The sequence below is a fragment of the Pelagicoccus albus genome, from assembly GCF_014230145.1.
In the GTDB taxonomy this organism is placed as follows: Bacteria; Verrucomicrobiota; Verrucomicrobiia; order Opitutales; family Opitutaceae; genus Pelagicoccus; species Pelagicoccus albus.
This window is the reverse complement of record NZ_JACHVC010000007.1, coordinates 98842-116635: the sequence shown is the minus strand read 5'-3', so window position 1 is coordinate 116635 and position 17794 is coordinate 98842. Positions and strand designations below refer to the sequence as shown.

Genomic DNA, 17794 nt, shown 5'->3' with positions numbered 1-17794 from the left:
AACAGGCAGAGAATATCAACTACGCATCGCCAAACCCGTTTCGGAACGCTCGTAATCAACCATCCTTTGCACTGGCCCCGAGTATACGATCTCCCCTCCTCGACTTCCGCCGCCGGGGCCTAGGTCGATCGCCCAGTCTGCCAAGCGGATAAAGTCGAGTTGATGCTCAATCACTACCACCGTATTTCCTTGGTCTCGTAATCTGAAGAGCAAGTCGCTCAAACGTTGAATATCGGCCCAATGCAGACCGGTGGTCGGTTCGTCCAAAATGTAGAGGTTTTTCCCGCTATTTCGTTTGGAGAGCTCAAGCGAAAGCTTCAGGCGTTGAGCCTCTCCGCCACTCAAGGTATTGGCTGCTTGGCCTAATTTGAGATAGCCAAGCCCTACCTGTTCCAGCGTATTCAGTTTTTCGATAATACGCGGTACATTCTTAAATTTTTCGCAGGCTTCGTCGACCGATAGGTCCAAGGCCTCTGCAATACTTAAGCCCGCATATTTCGCCTCCAAGGTTTCTCGGTTGTAGCGTTTCCCGTTGCAGCTTGGGCACTCGACATAGGCATCGCTCATGAAGAGCATGTCGAGCTTGATGGCCCCTTGCCCCTGGCACCGCTCGCAGCGCCCGCCACGAGCATTGAAGCTAAACCGGCCGGCCTTATATCCACGTGTTCGCGACAGAGGTACTTTCGTGTAAAGATCTCGCAAGGCATCGAATAGTTTTGTGTAGGTAGCAGGGTTGGATCGCGGGCTTTGGCCAATCGGCTCTTGGCTCACGCGCACGACTCGTTCGAAATACTCTAGACCTTCGATACCCTTGTGAGCTCCAGGAATGTCCTTCGAGCGATTCAGCTTGCGGGCGGCGGCTTTGGCCAAAATGCCATTGACCAAAGTAGACTTTCCAGAACCGGAAACACCGGTAACGCAGGTGAGCAGACCGACTGGTATTTCAGCCGTAACGCCTTTCAGATTATGATGGCTTGCTTCCTTTATCCGTATCCACTTTTCGGAGGGCTCTAGATCTTTGGCCAATTTTGCCAATCGCTCCACTCCCGACAAATACGCTCCCGTAGAGCGTTCACGTTCGGTAGAAGCGGTACAATTGTCTGGCTTTCCTTCGTAGAGAACCTCGCCGCCATAAAGCCCCGCTCCAGGACCGATCTCAATGAGATGATCCGCCGCTCGCATCATTTCTTCATCGTGCTCAACCACTACCACCGAGTTCCCTGTATCGCGAAGGTCTTTCAGGGTCTGGACCAGCTTCTTGTTATCCTTGGCGTGCAGTCCAATGCTCGGTTCATCCAAAACGTAGACCACCCCCATCAGACTCATGCCTAGCTGGGTCGCGAGGCGTACACGCTGCGATTCTCCACCACTCAGCGTCGAGTATCCACGATTTAAGGTCAGATAATCCAAGCCGACCTCTTTCAGGAACCGCAACCGGAATTCCACCCCTTCGATCACTTCACCGTAAGTCGAAACCTCGCTACCGGCCTTATCCAAACCAGAGATAAAAGCATATGCCTTTTCGATATCCATGGCCAAAAACTCGGGCAGGCTCACTCCATCCACGTACACGTTAGCGCTACGCGGGCTGAACCGATGCCCGTGGCAGCAGGGACAGTCCTGCTCGGTCTGGTAAGTCATGAGACGAGCCCGATAGCCATCGCTTTTCGTTTCCCTCGCCGCCTTTGTTAGCAGCGGAATAATTCCTTCAAACTTCGTGGGAGCGGGCTTGGTTTTGCGACGGGTCAGCTTGAATTCGAACTCACGATCCGGGACTCCATGTAGAAGCTGTTCCTTAGTCTCGTCAGAAAGATCTTTCCAAGGGGTCGTCGGATCAAAGGGCAATTGCTCGGCGAGCTGACGAAGCATCGCATTGTGACGGATGATCAGCTGTTTCCCTCCGATACGCAGCGGCTTTAGAGCTCCGTTCTTCACGCTTTTGTCAGGATCTGGAACTACGAGCTCATCGAGGAAGCGGCGTGTCTCACCAAGTCCTCCACATTCCGGACAGGATCCCTCAGCGGTATTGAATGAGAAATGACGGGGGGTGATGGGTTCGTACACCGTACCGCATTCGCTACAGGAAAAGTTTCGGCTCAAGGGAAGCTCCGCCCACTCCGCGTCCCGATTCTCTTGATACAGGACAATGGCTCGGTCCTTTCCTTCGCTAAAGGCAAGCTCCAAGGAGTCGGCCAAGCGGCTTCGCTGATCTGGACCGATCACCAAACGATCCACCACGATATCCATCTGCAGAGCCTGACGACCTTTGGAGGCGGCCTGCGGATCGTCCACATCCACGATTTCTCCATTGATACGGACACGTTGAAAGCCTTTCTGTCGAAGACGCGGCAGTTCTTCACGCAACTCGGCTGGCTTGGCCTTCATATAGGGAGCGAGAATCATGGCTCGGGATCGCTCCGGGAGCTGCAAGGTTTGGTCCACCGCTCCATCGAGCGTTTGACGCTGGATGATGCCGCCGTCCTTCGGGCAACGTTGCTCTCCCCGAATGACCCAAAGGAGACGGGCGTAGTCAGCGATCTCCGTCACCGTGGCCACCGTACTGCGAGGCGACGCATTGGAGGCTCGTTGCTCGATCGCCAAAACCGGTGAGAGGCCGTGAATGAAGTCGACATCCGGACGCTTGAGCTGGTCCATGGCCTGCCGCGCTTGAGTGGAGAGCGACTCCACGTATTTGCGGTGCCCCTCGGCATACAAGGTATCGAATGCGAGCGAACTCTTGCCGGAACCGGAGACACCGGTTATCACTACCAGCTTGTTGCGGGGAATTCGCAGCTCCACATTTTTGAGGTTATGCTCCCTCGCTCCCTTGATATGAATGTATTCGCTCTGACTCAAAACCGGCCGAATTGAAAAGAGCGGATCCAAAATAGCAACCACGCCGTACCTAATAAGGGAACTCTTAGCCCACAATCCGCTCTTAAAAACCAAACCCTAAAATTCCTCCTTATGCAAAAGACCCTTTTCATTTTCGCCATGGTCAGCGGAATCACGCTGGCAAACCTGAGGGGCGAGCCGCTCGAACCCTCATCAAAAATAAGCTCCGTCTCTCTCTTCCGAGATGGGGCCCGCATCACGCGAGTAGCCACCCTACAAGCGCCTGCAGGCAAATCGACGATACGGTTCGACGGCTTACCCACATCCGTCGATTATAACACCTTGGAAGCCAACATCGGCGAAGCAAAGGGGGTTATCCGAAACGCCAGGATTTTCAGGGACCCTTACTCTGAAGAATCAACAGAGATCGAAGCGATCCGCGAGAGACTGGAAGCAATTCGCCACGAAATACAAACCGTTCAACAACGGAAATCATCGGCCCGAGCTCGACTAGATTACGTCGAAAGCCTCGCGAAATCGTTCGCCGATGGATTTGGAGAACTGGCGGAAAACGGAAGTAGTCTTTCGCTCTCCAGCGGCATGGAAACCTGGGAGTTGGTTGAAAACACCCGCAAGGAAGCCGCCGATATCGAATACAAGGTAGCCCTAGAACTCGTCGCTCTGAACAAAAAGGAAAAAGAAATTAAACAAGAGCTGCAAAAGGCGCGTGAACAGGATAGCCTGACCCAATCTTTGGCGGAAGTAGAAATCGATTTGGACACTGCCCAAGAGGTGGAAATGAGCATTAGCTACCAAGCACTGAGCGCTCGTTGGCAGCCGCAATACGAGCTCCGTGCCTTTCCGGAAGAAGCGCGCTTGGATTTCGGATACTTCGCTAACGTATGGCAAAAGACTGGCGAGGACTGGACCGACGTCAGCCTCTCGCTCCATACCAACCAAACCAACCGCCGAGGGAACGTTCCAGAGCTATATCCCGTCGTGCTAAGCCAACATCGTCCCGAATACGAGACGGACGACGAAGTCTACGAACTTAGCCCTTTCGAAGTTTCAGCTCCTCGCAGAAAAGCTAGGTTAACCAACTCCGTAATGGCCGGTGCGGCTCCCGTTCCATCACAGCAAAGCATCACCGTCTCGGCCTCCACTGTCTCCTTCCAAGTGACGCTGCCGGGCGAAGTTACGGTCCCTTCACGACAGGACGCTTCCACCCTCCCCGTCACCCAAGCGGAACTCAAAGCGGAATACTGGTCGGAAGTCGTTCCGCGAGTGCAGCTCGATACCTACTTGCGAGCAAGAGCAACCAACGAGCTCGACCTCCCCATCCTAGCGGGCCAAGCCCTCGCTTTCGTCGATGGAAAACTATCCTCCAAGGTCGCTTTGGAAAAGACCCTGCCTACCGAAAAGATCGAGCTCTCGCTAGGCACCGATGCCAACATAATCGCCAAACGGATCGAAGGCGCTCAACAGGACAAAGATACTGGCCTTTTCGACAAGACCGTCACTCTGACCCGAAACTACACCAACAAGGTGACCAACTATCACTCCGTGCCGCACAAAGTGGTTGTCGTCGACCAATTCCCAATCGCCACCGACGCGAAAATCGAGATCGAACGACTATCCCCTTCTGCGAGCGAAATCAAAGTCCTAGAGGGCAAGGAGGACAGCGGGATCTTCCAGTGGGAGCTAACGCTCGCGCCTAAGGAAACGAAGGACTTGAAGCTCAGCTACCAAGTCGAGCATCCACGCGACTGGGACCTCGGCCCTCAGCTCTAGAAACCCCAAGCCGGCCTCGATGCTTAAAGCTCGAAGTCGGCGATCCCCGCACTGGCCGCGCTGCGCGAGGCGTATTCGCTGGCCAGCTCCGCAGCCGACCTCAAGTCGTATCCTGATTTGTTATACAGACAATCGATAAGCGTGGCGAAAGAGACATCGCCGCAACCGACGGGTGAAATGCATTCCACGGACCTAGGTTGGAACGAACTCGCAGTCCCGTCTTGATCCTGCACCCAAACTTCCTTTTCGCCGTTGGTTACCATCCAGCGATCGCAGGCATAGCGTTCACGCGCTCGCCCTATCAGCTCCGGCGTGGGAAGGCTGCGTTCTTCGCCTTCGAACAAAATCTCTAGCTCGTCGCGATTGAATTTGATGATCTCCGGTCGCTGATTCGCGAACCACGGGAGACTTGGTCCGTAGTTATCAACGACAAGGGATACATGCTCGCCCCGGTTTTCGATCCAGTCTCTCAATACATCCCAGCGAGGGTCTTCCCAGCCCTGCACCGATCCACAAACCGCGAATACGAAAGGCTCGCTGATAGCCGCCAAAGCCGCTACGGCTTCGCGTATCGCGGAGACCGATACGGTTGAATCCAAGCCCAAGAAAGTAGTCTCCACCGCTTCCCCCGATCGTATTACAGCGCCCGATCGGGTTTCGCAGCCCTCTCGGAATGCGAGCGTCGAGATGCCGGTCTCCGCCAGCCACGCTTCACAGGCGGGCCCAAGATTTCCTCCCGGGAAACAAAGAGCCTGATTCTCGGCTCCCAGCAGATTGAGCATCTTGCTGACATTGATCCCCTTGCCTCCCACTTGGAAGAATTGGCCTACCGCCCTCTGGGTCTTGCCAATTTTGAATTCCGGAAACTCGTAAGTCGTCTCCGCCAAAAGGTTGGCGGTAAAGGTAATGATTTTGGGCATGCTCGGATCATGTAAACACGTTCCCTCCACACGCAACCATTGCCTCAAATCAGTCGATGACTTTTAAGAGTAGCTTCCTCATGGCTCGTATCCTGAAACCAGCTGAATTCACTTCCGCCGACACCGTCCGACTCGCTCGCGAGCTAATCGGAAAGCAGCTGGTGCGGACCGACACCGCAACGAGGATTGTGCAACGTCTCCGGATAATCGAGACGGAGGCCTACGACGGCCCAGAAGACTTGGCCTGCCATGCCTCAAAAGGTCGAACCACGAGGACCGAAGTCATGTTTGGACCGGCTGGGCACTGGTACGTTTACCTCATTTACGGGATGCACCAGATGCTAAATCTCGTGACCGGCCCACAGGACTATCCAGCCGCAATTTTAATTCGGGGCCTAGAATCCGTAAGCGGTCCGGGGCGGCTGACCAAGAGACTCGGCATAGGCAAGGAACTGAATTCCTTGCCCGCAAAACGGCAGAGTGGTCTCCACTTGGAGGACGCTCCTCGTGTGGACGACGCTTTGGTGAAAGCGACACCACGCATCGGGATCGACTACGCTGGACCGGATTGGTCGCAGCGTCCGTATCGTTTTGTAGCCGATCTTGCATAGACCGGCGAAGGAAGCCTGCCGACTAGTTTTGAGCGTACTTGATGCCGCAACCGTATGGCTTGGCTTTGGCAGTCTCGATGGGCTCTCCCGCGAACAGGGAAGCCAAAGCAGACTTCACGTAATTCTCAGCCTTCTCGATATCCGAAGGACTTGCGGAGGCGATGCTATCGATGGCTCCGTCGTAAACGAGCGTACCACTTTCATCGATTACGAACATGTGAGGCGTAGCCTTCGCTCCGTAGGCACGGCCAACTTCGCCGGACTCGTCGATAAGAACCGCGGTGGCTTTGGAGCCCTTTTCCTCGAGAGCGGAGCTCCACTCTTCAGAACTCATGTTGCCCTGCTTCCCGGGAGCGGAGGAGCAAATAGAAAGCCAAACCACATCCTTGCCGGTAGCATGCTCCTGCAGCCCCTGCATGTTTCCGGAGTTGTAGTGCTTCTTGACGAAGGGGCAGCCGAAATTGGTCCATTCCAGCACTACCACTTTGCCCTCAAAATCGGACAGGGAGTGTTCGTTGCCTTGGGTGTCAACTAGACTAAAAGCGGGAGCGGAGGCACCGACTTGGGCGGCTGAAAGGCTTCCGGCGAAAAGTAGCGTGGCCGCTACGCAACTGACGAGGCGTTGGATAAGAGTCATCTTGGGTCTTGGTTGGTTGTTCTAAAACAGGAGCAAACGGCCGGATCTTAACGGCCTGAGGTGCTACCTAAAAAAACTGTTCAGGAGCCTAATCGATTTCATCGAGGGCCGCCAAAAAGGTGGACGGACTGAGGACTTGCGGGAGAACACGTGGTTCGGAGCCATCTCCGTCGTAGAGCAGATAAAGCGGTACGCTGGAGCGGCCGTATTTGGCCAAGGCTTCGGTTATGACCGAGTCCTTCTTGGTCCAATCCCCTCGTACCAACTGCACCTCGCCGTCATCGATTCGATCCAGCACTTCGTCCGAGCTGAAAAGGCGAATCTCGTTGGCTTTACAAGTCAGGCACCAGTCCGCGGTGAAATCTATAAACACTGGCTTTCCGGAAGTGGATAGCTCATCGACCAGAGCGGGAGAATAAGTCTGCCAGGGGATCTCTTCTTTCTCCTCACCCGCTTCTCCTGGCATCATCAGCCAAATTCCTCCGAGCACCGACAGCAGGGCGAGGCCGCTCGCGAAGCGTCGAGTAGACTTGGATTTGACCGGAGTTGACCAGCGTCCGTAGATCCAGGCGCCGATAGCGACGACCAAGAGTCCACCGAGCACGTAGACGAGTCCGTCGTTACCCAAATGCGCCCCCAAGAGCCAGACCAGCCAGATACAGGTCGCGTACATCGGGAAGGCCATAACCTGCTTGAAGGTTTCCATCCAGGCTCCTGGACGCGGGAGCTTGTTGATCAGTGATGGATTGGCCGAGAGCACCAAGTATGGCGTGGCCATGCCAAGGGCCAGAAAGGTGAAAACCGTAAGCGACTGAAAAGCGGATAAGGTGAGCGCGTAGCCAAGGGCTTGCCCCATGAATGGTCCCGTACAGGGAGTCGCTACCGCCGTTGCGATGACGCCTGAAAAGAAGGACCCGGAGTAACCGTCGCCCTTTACCTTGCCCTGCAAACTGATGGCAGAGGTCCCCATTTCAAAGACGCCGGACATGCTCAAGCCAAAGAGGAACATGACCACCAGCATCACGGCCACGAACTCAGGCTGCTGCAGCTGGAATCCCCAGCCGAGGCTCTCACCCGCGGAGCGCAGGGCGATCAAAGTCCCCGCCAAAAGCCAGAAGGAGGCCAACACTCCGATAGTAAACATAATCCCGTGCTTCAGGACCTTGCCCTTGTCCTCGCCGGATTGCTGGACGAAGCCGAGTACCTTGATAGAAAGCACCGGAAAAACGCAGGGCATGAGGTTCAAGATCATTCCGCCCAGAAACGCGTAGAGCAGCGCCTGGGTAAAACCGATGTCGAAAGCAGCTTCGCCCGCCACACTTGGAGTCGCCCCCATGCTGGCGAGATCTCCGGGCACGTGGAAGCGGACCGCATCCACCCCACCTGCCGCCTCGAAACCATTGGCGGAATACAATAGCCCACTGTAGCCATTTTCCGGCTCCTCGAAGTAGTCGGTTTTTGGGATTCCGATTCGCAGTACGTCTCCGTTCAGATCGAAGCTTTGCTCCTTGGCGGAATCCGAAACCGCCTCTTGCTCGATGTAAAAGTAAGGGTCCTCCAAGGTCATTCCCTGCAGGCCGGACCACTTCAAGGTCACGATCAAGGTGTCGCCGAGGTCCTCGTAGGCGAGTACTCCTCCCTCCGCTTCGCGCGGCAGAGCGTCACGTGTCTCTGCCATTTTGCTGGCGTACTCCGCAGGAGCAAAGGTTTCTCCCGTTTCGGTGACGGGCAATTCGAGCGCCAAGTCCGCCGAACCGGGAATACAGGCTTCTTTGCAGATTAGCCAAGAGGCGGCCCCTTCGAAACGAACGGTGCTGCCGGTCTCCAGCGAAGCCGGAGCCTTCACCTTGGCCAACAAAAAGATCTCATCTTCATAACCGTAGGAAACCAAGGGCGGGGTTGGAATTCGGTGCGGCGTCGGAAATTCGAGCGGCCCCATCTCAAACCCCTCCGGCAGATTCCATTCTATCTCGGGCACAAGCCCGGTATCGCCGGGGTTGATCCAATAAACGTGCCAGTGCGGGCTCATCTCGAGCCTGAGGGCGACTTGGAACTCCTGCCCCGGAGCGATGGCAGCGACATCCGCCACCAACTCGGCTTCGGCCTCGCCAGTGTCGACTGGTCCAAGACTAAACTGGCCTTGTCCCCAGACTGAAGCGCCGTAGAAGACGGCTGCCAAAAGTAAGAGCTTTACTCGAAGAAATGGGTTCATAACACAATGTACTGAGCGATAAGGGCTTAATAAAATTCCCGAAAAAAACGGCAAGCAAATGCTCCTCAAGACTACCCCTCAGGAAAAACGCGTTCTCTGCATCATCGCGGCTCTTCTACTCATCGGGATCCTCGGCTCTTACTTGCTGTAGCGCTTCAGACAGTCAAACGCCCTGCCCTAGGTCACGATTGCGTCCCTTCTCCGCCTGGCTAGGACGCCCTCGAGCGACCGGAACAATTAACTGGCCATCATTCTCAATCTTCGACAACACAGACCTTTTCCCGTAGCGGGACGCGTAACCCTATTCACAGCTTTCAATGATCGTCACACCTAAGATAAAAGGCTTCATCTGCATCACGGCCCATCCGACTGGCTGCGCCGCAAACGTCCAAGAGCAAATCGACTACATAAAAAGCCAGCCATCCGTAGCCGATGGGCCGAAAAACGTTTTGATCGTGGGCGCTTCGCAAGGGTACGGACTCTCTTCCCGCATCTCCGCCGCTTTTGGCTCGGGAGCGAATACGCTAGGTGTCTTTTTCGAACGCCCTTCCGAACGCGGACGCTGCGCATCTGCCGGCTGGTACAACTCCGTCGCCTTCGAGAAACAGGCCAAAGTGGAAGGCCTCTACGCCAAGTCGATCAACGGCGATGCCTTTTCCGACGAAATCAAAGCTCAAGCCATCGAGCGCATCAAAGAAGACATGGGCGGCAAGATCGACTTGTTGGTCTACTCCATCGGAGCCCCACGCCGTACCGACCCAAAAACGGGCGAAGTCTACAAATCCGCCATCAAGCCAATCGGCAAACCTTTCTCCAACAAGTACCTCGACACCGATAAGAAGACTATCCAAGTCGCGACTCTCGAACCGGGCACTCCCGAAGAAATCCAAGGCACGGTGAAGGTCATGGGCGGCGAGGACTGGGAACTTTGGATCGATGCCCTGAGCGAGGCAGGCGTGCTTGCCGACGGATTCAAGTGCGTGGCCTACGACTACATTGGCCCACAATTCACTTGGCCGATCTACAAGGACGGCGCCCTCGGACAAGCCAAACTGGACGTGCGTCGGGCCAAAAAATCAATCAACGAAAAGTTGGCCAACATCGGTGGACAAGCCTTCGTCTCAGTCAACAAAGCCCTCGTCACTCAATCTTCATCCGCTATCCCTGGCGTTAACCTCTACATCACCGCCCTCTATAAGGTGATGAAGGAAAAGGGCACCCACGAGGGCTGCATCGAGCAAATGTACCGCCTCTTCGCAGACCGACTGTTCAATGGTGGCGAAGTCCCAACCGACGAGCTGGACCTGATCCGTTTGGACGACTGGGAAATGAAGCCTGAGATCCAAGACGAGATCGCCGAAATCTGGCCTAAGATCGAAACCGATACCATTGACCAGTACACCGATTTCGACGGCTACCAAAGCGAGTTCCTCAAGCTCTTCGGCTTCGGGGTAAACGGAGTGGACTACGACGCGGATGTCGAAGTCGCCGTGGAATTCGAGTAACTCGAGAAACTTTTAGACTTACATCATTTCTGGCGGGCTTCGGCCCGCCTTTTTTGTATCTAGAAGAGTCGAGTATATGTGTTGGGAAGGCAGTCAGAGCTTACTTGCATCCGTGGAAGTCCGCAGATTCCTTCCTTCCCAATGAAAGCAGTCATACAGCGCGTTTCTCGAGCTTCGGTCACCATCGAGGGACGAGTCTATTCCTCCATCGGACAGGGAGCTCTGGTCCTTCTGGGCGTTCATCGAGACGATACCGCGGAAGATATCGATTGGATCGCTCGCAAGATCGCGAATATGCGTATATTCGAGGATGAGAACGGACAAATGAACCAATCGCTCAAAGCCATAGAAGGAGAACTGCTGGTGGTTAGCCAATTCACATTGATCGCGAGCACCAAGAAGGGAAACCGCCCCAGCTTCAACGCCGCGGCCGCTCCCGAAAAAGGGAAGGCCGACTATCTGTCCGTTTGCCAGAAACTTGAACAAATAACGGGCAAACCAGTTCACACCGGAGTTTTCGCGGCCGATATGAAAGTCGACCTTCTCAACGACGGCCCCGTCACAATCTTACTCGATAGCCTAAACAAGGAATAACATGAACATCCGACTCCCCTCCGAAAAACTCTTTGGCATCTATCACCTCGGGCGATTCATCGACAAAGCGCACCTGAAAAACCAAGGAAAACTGAGCGAGGAGTACCTCGCCTCCTTTTGCAGTCCCAAAGGGCTAGACGGCCTTTTCATCGACTTCTTCAAGCTCGATCAGGAAGAATTCCTCGAGGCCGTGGCCAACTCATCGGATACCGCGAGAGACCAAGAGATTGTATCTTGGGTACTAAGCAAAGTGAGCGAGGAGCAGATCGAAGAATGGAACGAATTCGCCTTCAATTTAGGCCGGCCGGGCACGCCAAGCCGCGAACGCTTCGAGCAAGTTCTACCGGTCAAATACCCGAACTTGCCACCGGACTTTCCCGGTACCGTCTTCGAAGCGATCGAAGCGGACGAAAAGAATTAAAACAAAAGGCGAACTCTTCCGGAGTTCGCCTTTTTAAATATCCTTAGAGATCGAGTTTCGCAGCGGCCTCTTCGTCGACCAGCCAAAAGGCTTTATCAGCGACCGCTTTCAAGTTCTGCGAGGGCTTGTTCACAGGATCGTAGTCGCCCTGCAAAACAGACTTGAGGGCATCAGCCTTGCCAGCTCCTAGCGTCATCAAAACGACCAATCCGCACTTTTCCAAGCCGGCGAGACTCAGCGTCAAACGCATGCCCTTTCCAGGCACATCCACCGCAGCGAAGTTCGCCTCCACTGGATTACTCACCAAAGGGCTGCCGGGGAAGAGAGAGAGCGTATGGCAGTCATCGCCCATTCCGACAAAACAAACGTCGTAGGCTGCGCCCTCGCCCGCCGCCGCGTTCCAAGTCTTCGTGTAAGCCTCGATGGCTGCTTCCGGCTCCAACTCCGTGGGCCAAGGAAACTTCGCGTCGTCGATGACTTCCAGAGGCTGTAACATCAAGCGATCCGCGTTGCCGAAATTGTTGTCATCGCTTTCCAGCGGCACGGTCCGCTCGTCGCTTGTGGTCCAAAGAACCCGATCCATGACCTCGACCGGAAGTCGTTCGTTTTCGACGATCCACTTGTAGAAATCCTTAGGAGTCGAGCCGCCGGTCAAAGCCCAGCTGACATGCTCCTTCTCCAGAGTTTCGAAGTGCTCGAATGCGAGCGAAAGGGCTTCCTGTAGAAGTTCGTCCTTGGGCCCGACTTTCAGCGTGCCGTATTCGGTTTGGTAAGTGTTCATTAGTAGTCTTCAATCGGCTCGGTTCAAATCAGCCAAAAAACAGAGCTTCAGCCAAAGCAGTCTCCGCGTCGAGCAAACGTACTCCTGTAGTCAGTTCTTGTTTACCGTTGCCAAGATCTCCCTCCACGTGGGCTTCGCTTTTGCTCAGGTCAAAAGTGAAGGTGATGTAGCGATCGCTGTCGTATTCAAATCTGATGACAGGAGCACCTTCCTCCGACTCGCTTTGTTCGAATGCGACCTGCTCGCCTCTCTCTTCAGAAGAACCGAAACAGGCCGTAACAGCCATATCTACCCACTTCATGAGAGCCTTCCCTTCGCACTTGAAAGATGGAGGAGCAGCGAGAGTTACCTTCTGCAAGCCTTCCACAATAGTCTCTTTCGGGAAGGCACTCAGAAACTGCCCCATACACTGCCGCACCGGTAATAGGCGAGAAAACGAAAGATCGTGAACCTTATCGCCTTTTGGCACTTCGAGCTGGTCGAGCGAGAAAGACTCCACTGTTGAATCAAACAAGATCCGTTCCGCCTGCGAGAAGAAGAATTTGTAATCGGACAAGGCTTCCGCTGAACCAAATCGCGTCGGCCAATAATAAGTAGGCAAGTCCGCCTCCAAAAAGATTGAAACCTGATTTTCGAGAAAACGGCGGTCGTGCAAGGTGTATCCAAGAATCAACACCTCGCAACAGCTCATACCGCCGGCACCTTTTCCAAATACACACTCAGAAAAGATCTTGCAGCTCATGTCTTCCTTGGACTCCCAAGACTCAGGCTGCGGACAAAGCACAATCATGCGGCAAGGATAGCGGTGCGAGAACTCGATCACAGTCTGAAAGAGCTCTTTGGCCTCTTCCACGCTCGCTTCGAATCCGATATGCACGATCAGATTCATGCGGGAAGCACGGTACTCGTTGTCCCTACTCTTGCCGGACTCGTCCTCAGGCGACCACATAGCGGTCAATTCCTTCATGGCGTTTCCGAGCGGAACCGACAGCCCAGGCAAGGCTTCGTATACGGTGTTTGTATCGCTCATTTGCGTACTGGGTTGGTATCGAAGAATTAAGGACGACGCCACTCGTGGCTATTTTGCCAGAGCATGCGATCGGAAGCGCTCGGTCCCCAAGAGCCCGACGCGTAGGTTTCGATTCCGCGCTGCCCTTCCGACTTCCAGAATTCATGAAGCGGCGTGATCAGATTCCAGGACGCTTCCGTTTCGTCACCACGAATGAAAAGCGTTCCATCACCGATCATAGCGTCGAGAACAAGGCGTTCGTAAGCCTCCGGCGTATTGGACCCAAAAGTCGTGGAGTAGCGGAAGTGCATCTTAACGGGCTGCGTACGAGTCTGCAGGCCGGGAATTTTTCCGTTGAGCAAGATGGTCGAACCTTCGTCTGGCTGTATTTGGAAAACCAAGGAGTTGTTCGCCAAATTGATCATTTCGTTTTCGCTGAAAAGTGACGATGGCGGACGCTTAAATTGTATCGCGATTTCCGTTACACGGCGAGCCATGCGTTTGCCTGAGCGGAGATAGAAAGGGACTCCCTGCCAACGCCAGTTGTTGATGGAAAGCCTAAGTGCCGCGTAGGTTTCTGTCTCCGACTGTGGCGAGACGCCTTCTTCGTCGCGGTACCCAGTAACCTTTTTGCCACCAATCAAGCCTTCATGATACTGGGCCCGCACCACGTCCGGGTTGTCGTATCCAAGTTTCAAGGGCTTGATCGCCTTCAGCAGTTTCACCTTCTCGTCGCGAATCGATTCCGCATCGAGAGATGCAGGAGCTTCCATAGCAGTCAGGGCTAACAACTGCATGGTATGATTTTGAATCATGTCACGAGTCGCCCCGCTCTGCTCGTAGTAGCCGCCACGGGTTCCAACACCCAAACTCTCCGCCACCGTTATTTGCACGTTGTCCACATAGTTGCGGTTCCACAGCGGCTCGAAAATGGAATTGGCGAAACGTTGTACCAACAGATCCTGCACAGTCTCCTTGCCGAGGTAGTGATCGATTCGATACACCTGACGCTCCTGAAAGACACCCTGGATCGCTCGGTTCAAGTTTTGGGCGGATTCGAGGTCCTTACCAAAAGGTTTTTCGATGACGACCTTGGTGTGCTTGCTTGAATCTTGATACTTGGTAGCGAGGCCGACCTTTCCGAGATTTTTGACGATCGGGTCGAAAACAGAAGGAGGAGTAGATACGTAGAAAACGCTTTGCATCTCACGACCTGATTCCTTCTCGATCGAGTCAATCTTGTCGCTAAGTTTCTGGAAGCCCTCTTCCTCGTCGTAGCCTCCGGAACAATAGAAAGTGTTCTTCTCGATCCGGTCCCAAATCTCCTTGTTCAAGGGACGGCGGGAGAAGCTCGAAATCGCTTCCGAAGCCATGGAGCGGAACTCCTCGTCCGGGATTGGCTTTCGACCGAACCCGATGAGGTAAAAGTCAGCAGGCAATAGATTGTCCACCGCCAGGTTGTAAATGGCAGGCACCAGCTTACGGGCGCAAAGGTCTCCGGACGCGCCGAAAATCGTGATAATGGTTGGCTGGACACCTCGGTGCTTGCTGAGCCCCTGGAGAAATGGGTGACGAGTTTCCTGTGACATAAACTATATATTAGGCGGTTAGAAAAGCTCCCTAGAAATTGAGGGCAGGCAGGTCTGTGTAAAGAGCGTATGACAGGGAATTTAGAGAGAAACGGGCCACTATGAATCCCGCTATCGCGATACCTGAACAAATTTTATGAAGATCCGCCTGAAGGGTCTTCCTTCTAGCTATATACTACGATTAACCGCTTTGGAAAATAGCGGCACATCGCTAAAATGCCTAACTTTCCCGATCGTGCCTTCCTGATGCTCCACTTCCACCACGTCGAATCGCAAGGTGATCGGTCTGGGCTTCATCTTCGCGAAATAGGAACGGCAAACCCGTTTCAACGCTTCACGCTTCCGGCGGTTGATGGAGTCGTAACCACTCACCAAGGCATCCACACTGCGAGTACGGACCTCCACGAAAACGACTGCCTTCCCGTCGAGACAAATAATATCGATCTCGTCTCGGCCGCTGCGCCAGTTACGGGCGAGAATCATTAAGCCCTTCTTCTTGAGCAGTTTCTCCGCCTCGCGCTCCCCCCTTCGGCCTATGGCGGCCGACTCCGTTTCCTTGCGGCCAAATAGACGTTTGAGAGAGCTGAGCATCCATGGTTACAAACGGGTTACAGAGTCTGGGTCAAGGAGGGAGTCGGCAACAAACGTCAGAGTCGAGGGACTCAAGCAATGGACATAATGGCCAACGTCGTACGCCTATTTTTAGGGAACGAAACGAAATCATTGATTGTCAGCCTGCAGTAAATACCTAGCATCCAACACTTATTCTCAATCGGTATACCATAGTGTGAAAGCAAGCGCCCTCTTAGCCCTCTCTTTCTTGGCGGCAACTTCCAGCCTGCAAGCAGACGAAATCCTGAAGCCTTCCATAGTCGGGGGTGAAGATGCAGCAGAGGGCGACTATCCTTGGATGGCAGCTCTCCTCCTTATCGACAGTTCGCTGGACGCGGTTGATCGCCAATTCTGCGGAGGCGCCTTGGTTGCTCCAAACTGGATCCTTACCGCCGCCCACTGCCTAGAGACCTATGATATTCCCGAAATGGAAATCATGGTGGGCAATACTAACCTTGAAGCCGACTTCGTTCCAGTCTTCCCACGCAGCATTCACCTCCACCCTTCCTACCAGCCTCGCCGCATAGGTCGTGGATCCGACCTGGCTCTCATCGAAATTGAACCCGCTATCGAAGACGTAGAACCGCTCTCTATAAATCGAGCCCTGGAGAGACTGGTGCCCAATAGATCTACCACCGCGATAGGCTGGGGATTGACCAGTTACAGCGAGGACGAGGATACCGCCCAGTTGCAGGAGCTGGAGCTCGCTCTCCGAGAGATCGTCGAATACGAGGACGATCATCCGAAATACGACTACTTCATCTCAACAGAGACTGGACTGACGAGCCAGGGCATCAACTCCGGTGACAGCGGAAGCCCGCTCTTAATGAGAAATGAGGACGATGACGGCTGGACAGCTGTTGGTGTAACGAGCCATTCCGTTCGCAGTATTGAAGACGGCATAAACACCCCCTTCTACACCAACATCGCCAGCGTCATCGACTGGGTAGACGAAATCCTTGGTTCCACAAATAGCGATCCTGAGGTCCCAAGCCCTATGGATCGAATCAAGATCTTCGAACAAAGCGATGGATCGACCGTAGCGGGCTACCGCGTTTGGCCTTTGGCCCATAACTCTACCGAATTCTTGGAACGTGTCTCTCCAATCTATGGATCGAGCGAGGGAAACATCGCCATGAGCCTGAATATGCTAGATCCGGATTCGTTCCGGACCGTGGGCGACGGCTCCTTCTACCTGATCTACAAAGACGACCAACTATCCCCGGAGCCCGATCGAAATGTCTCCCTCGCCAAGCTAAACCTCACAGAAACGCCTCAGTACTCCCGCCCCTTCTTCAAGCTATCTCCTTTTCAGATTATAAAGCTTCAACAACTCCCCAGCCGAGAAACCCCGACCGGTCGACTTGCCACAACCTTGCTCGGCCCCTTTGAAGAAGGCCGCACCTATGGCCTGAGAAGCTCGGAGTATTCCTTCATGCGACTTCTGGAGCAGAACAAGGAAACCGGTGTCACAACACTTCTAGACGACTACCAATTTACTCCCTCCTCCGACTACAACTACTGGCTCGACGTGCAGGAGTACTACGGGGCCACCACCATTGGTTTAGTGCCGGAGCCCACTCAAGAGATTGATTCCGGCACCACCATAACCGGCAATTTGACCGAAGACTCTTTCCCTTATCGAAACGAATACACGCGAATCGAACTGATCGACACCGTTTCTTTCCCGGCTTCCACCGAGGCAAAACTGACCCTTCTGCCGACTTTCGACGGAGAGATTACTGTATTCGATAAAACCTTCGGACACGTCACAGCCTACGCGGACCAAGGTTGGAGAAACCAGACCGATACGCTTATCGTAGCGACAGAAGACTTAGAAGAAGGGATCATCGGTATCCTAAACTTCGAAAAAGACGCCACTGGCTCTTTCGAGCTAACGCTTGAGCGACACACCTCCCTTCCGCTCAGCTTCGATTCCACGCAACAAAGAGGCATCACCAGAGCGGACAACTCCTACACGACCAGCGACAATCGACTCATCCGCTACGAAACGATGAGCATCTACAACAACGACGACTACGCCTATATCACGTTCAAGGTAGAAGGATTTTTCTTCAGTCCCGGAGTCGCCGTCTACAAAGGAAGCGCTACTGAGCCTCTTGAATTCGAATACGGATCCGAGTATACCGAAATCACCATCGAAGCGGAGCCCGGCGAGAGGTATTCAGTTGATATATACAACTACGACGAGACCCAAGTCGAAAACTACGAGATCACCGTAGTCGGATCCAACACCGATCCTCGCTGACCAAGATC

At 54.1% G+C, this 17794-nt stretch carries 14 protein-coding genes; 6 read left to right on the top strand and 8 right to left on the bottom strand.

Features of this window, described 5'->3' with window-relative positions; translation table 11 throughout:
* Window positions 1-15: 15 nt before the first annotated feature.
* Window positions 16-2856: an excinuclease ABC subunit UvrA gene (uvrA, locus tag H5P27_RS07325; protein WP_221774641.1), complete on the bottom strand. Its 2841-nt coding sequence runs from the start codon at window positions 2854-2856 to the stop codon at window positions 16-18.
* Between the two features lie 111 nt (window positions 2857-2967).
* On the opposite strand from uvrA, the gene H5P27_RS07320 reads away from it, so the two are divergent.
* Window positions 2968-4626 carry a DUF4139 domain-containing protein gene (locus H5P27_RS07320; protein ID WP_185659741.1) on the top strand — a complete coding sequence of 553 codons (1659 nt, stop codon included), beginning with the start codon at window positions 2968-2970 and terminating at the stop codon, window positions 4624-4626.
* 23 nt (window positions 4627-4649) lie between these two features.
* On the opposite strand, the gene H5P27_RS07315 is transcribed toward H5P27_RS07320, so the two are convergent.
* Window positions 4650-5546: a PfkB family carbohydrate kinase gene (locus tag H5P27_RS07315; RefSeq protein ID WP_185659740.1), complete on the bottom strand. Its 897-nt coding sequence runs from the start codon at window positions 5544-5546 to the stop codon at window positions 4650-4652.
* Window positions 5547-5602: 56 nt separating this feature from the next.
* Between H5P27_RS07315 and H5P27_RS07310 the strand changes: the two genes are divergently transcribed.
* Entirely contained in the window at window positions 5603-6157 is a 555-nt protein-coding gene (locus tag H5P27_RS07310; protein WP_246462556.1) for a DNA-3-methyladenine glycosylase, read from the top strand.
* Window positions 6158-6179: 22 nt separating this feature from the next.
* Here the strand turns inward: H5P27_RS07310 and H5P27_RS07305 are convergent, their stop codons facing one another.
* Both H5P27_RS07305 and H5P27_RS07300 read right to left on the bottom strand, forming a co-directional pair.
* Window positions 6180-6794, bottom strand: a complete 615-nt coding sequence (locus H5P27_RS07305) for a thioredoxin family protein (RefSeq protein ID WP_185659739.1) — start codon at window positions 6792-6794, stop codon at window positions 6180-6182.
* 88 nt (window positions 6795-6882) lie between these two features.
* On the bottom strand, window positions 6883-9006 hold the full coding sequence (locus tag H5P27_RS07300) for a protein-disulfide reductase DsbD family protein (RefSeq protein ID WP_185659738.1): 2124 nt from the start codon (window positions 9004-9006) through the stop codon (window positions 6883-6885).
* A 317-nt stretch (window positions 9007-9323) separates the two neighbouring features.
* Between H5P27_RS07300 and fabV the strand changes: the two genes are divergently transcribed.
* From fabV to H5P27_RS07285, 3 genes are all read left to right on the top strand, one after another.
* Window positions 9324-10511: an enoyl-ACP reductase FabV gene (gene fabV, locus H5P27_RS07295; protein WP_185659737.1), complete on the top strand. Its 1188-nt coding sequence runs from the start codon at window positions 9324-9326 to the stop codon at window positions 10509-10511.
* A 141-nt stretch (window positions 10512-10652) separates the two neighbouring features.
* On the top strand, window positions 10653-11105 hold the full coding sequence (gene dtd / locus H5P27_RS07290; protein ID WP_185659736.1) for a D-aminoacyl-tRNA deacylase: 453 nt from the start codon (window positions 10653-10655) through the stop codon (window positions 11103-11105).
* Between the two features lies 1 nt (window position 11106).
* A complete protein-coding gene (locus H5P27_RS07285; RefSeq protein WP_185659735.1) occupies window positions 11107-11526 on the top strand; it encodes a DUF5069 domain-containing protein in 420 nt (139 codons plus the stop codon).
* Between the two features lie 43 nt (window positions 11527-11569).
* Here the strand turns inward: H5P27_RS07285 and H5P27_RS07280 are convergent, their stop codons facing one another.
* The 4 genes from H5P27_RS07280 to H5P27_RS07265 form a co-directional block, all read right to left on the bottom strand.
* Entirely contained in the window at window positions 11570-12307 is a 738-nt protein-coding gene (locus tag H5P27_RS07280) for a 6-phosphogluconolactonase (RefSeq protein ID WP_185659734.1), read from the bottom strand.
* A gap of 28 nt (window positions 12308-12335) precedes the next feature.
* The gene (locus H5P27_RS07275) at window positions 12336-13337 is read right to left on the bottom strand and encodes a glucose-6-phosphate dehydrogenase assembly protein OpcA (RefSeq protein WP_185659733.1); all 1002 of its coding nucleotides are present in this window, start codon (window positions 13335-13337) and stop codon (window positions 12336-12338) included.
* A gap of 26 nt (window positions 13338-13363) precedes the next feature.
* Complete coding sequence (gene zwf, locus H5P27_RS07270; protein WP_185659732.1) at window positions 13364-14905, bottom strand: glucose-6-phosphate dehydrogenase; 1542 nt, start codon at window positions 14903-14905, stop codon at window positions 13364-13366.
* Between the two features lie 168 nt (window positions 14906-15073).
* Window positions 15074-15496: a YraN family protein gene (locus H5P27_RS07265; RefSeq protein ID WP_185659731.1), complete on the bottom strand. Its 423-nt coding sequence runs from the start codon at window positions 15494-15496 to the stop codon at window positions 15074-15076.
* A gap of 196 nt (window positions 15497-15692) precedes the next feature.
* On the opposite strand from H5P27_RS07265, the gene H5P27_RS07260 reads away from it, so the two are divergent.
* On the top strand, window positions 15693-17786 hold the full coding sequence (locus H5P27_RS07260) for a trypsin-like serine protease (protein ID WP_185659730.1): 2094 nt from the start codon (window positions 15693-15695) through the stop codon (window positions 17784-17786).
* Window positions 17787-17794 lie beyond the last annotated feature (8 nt).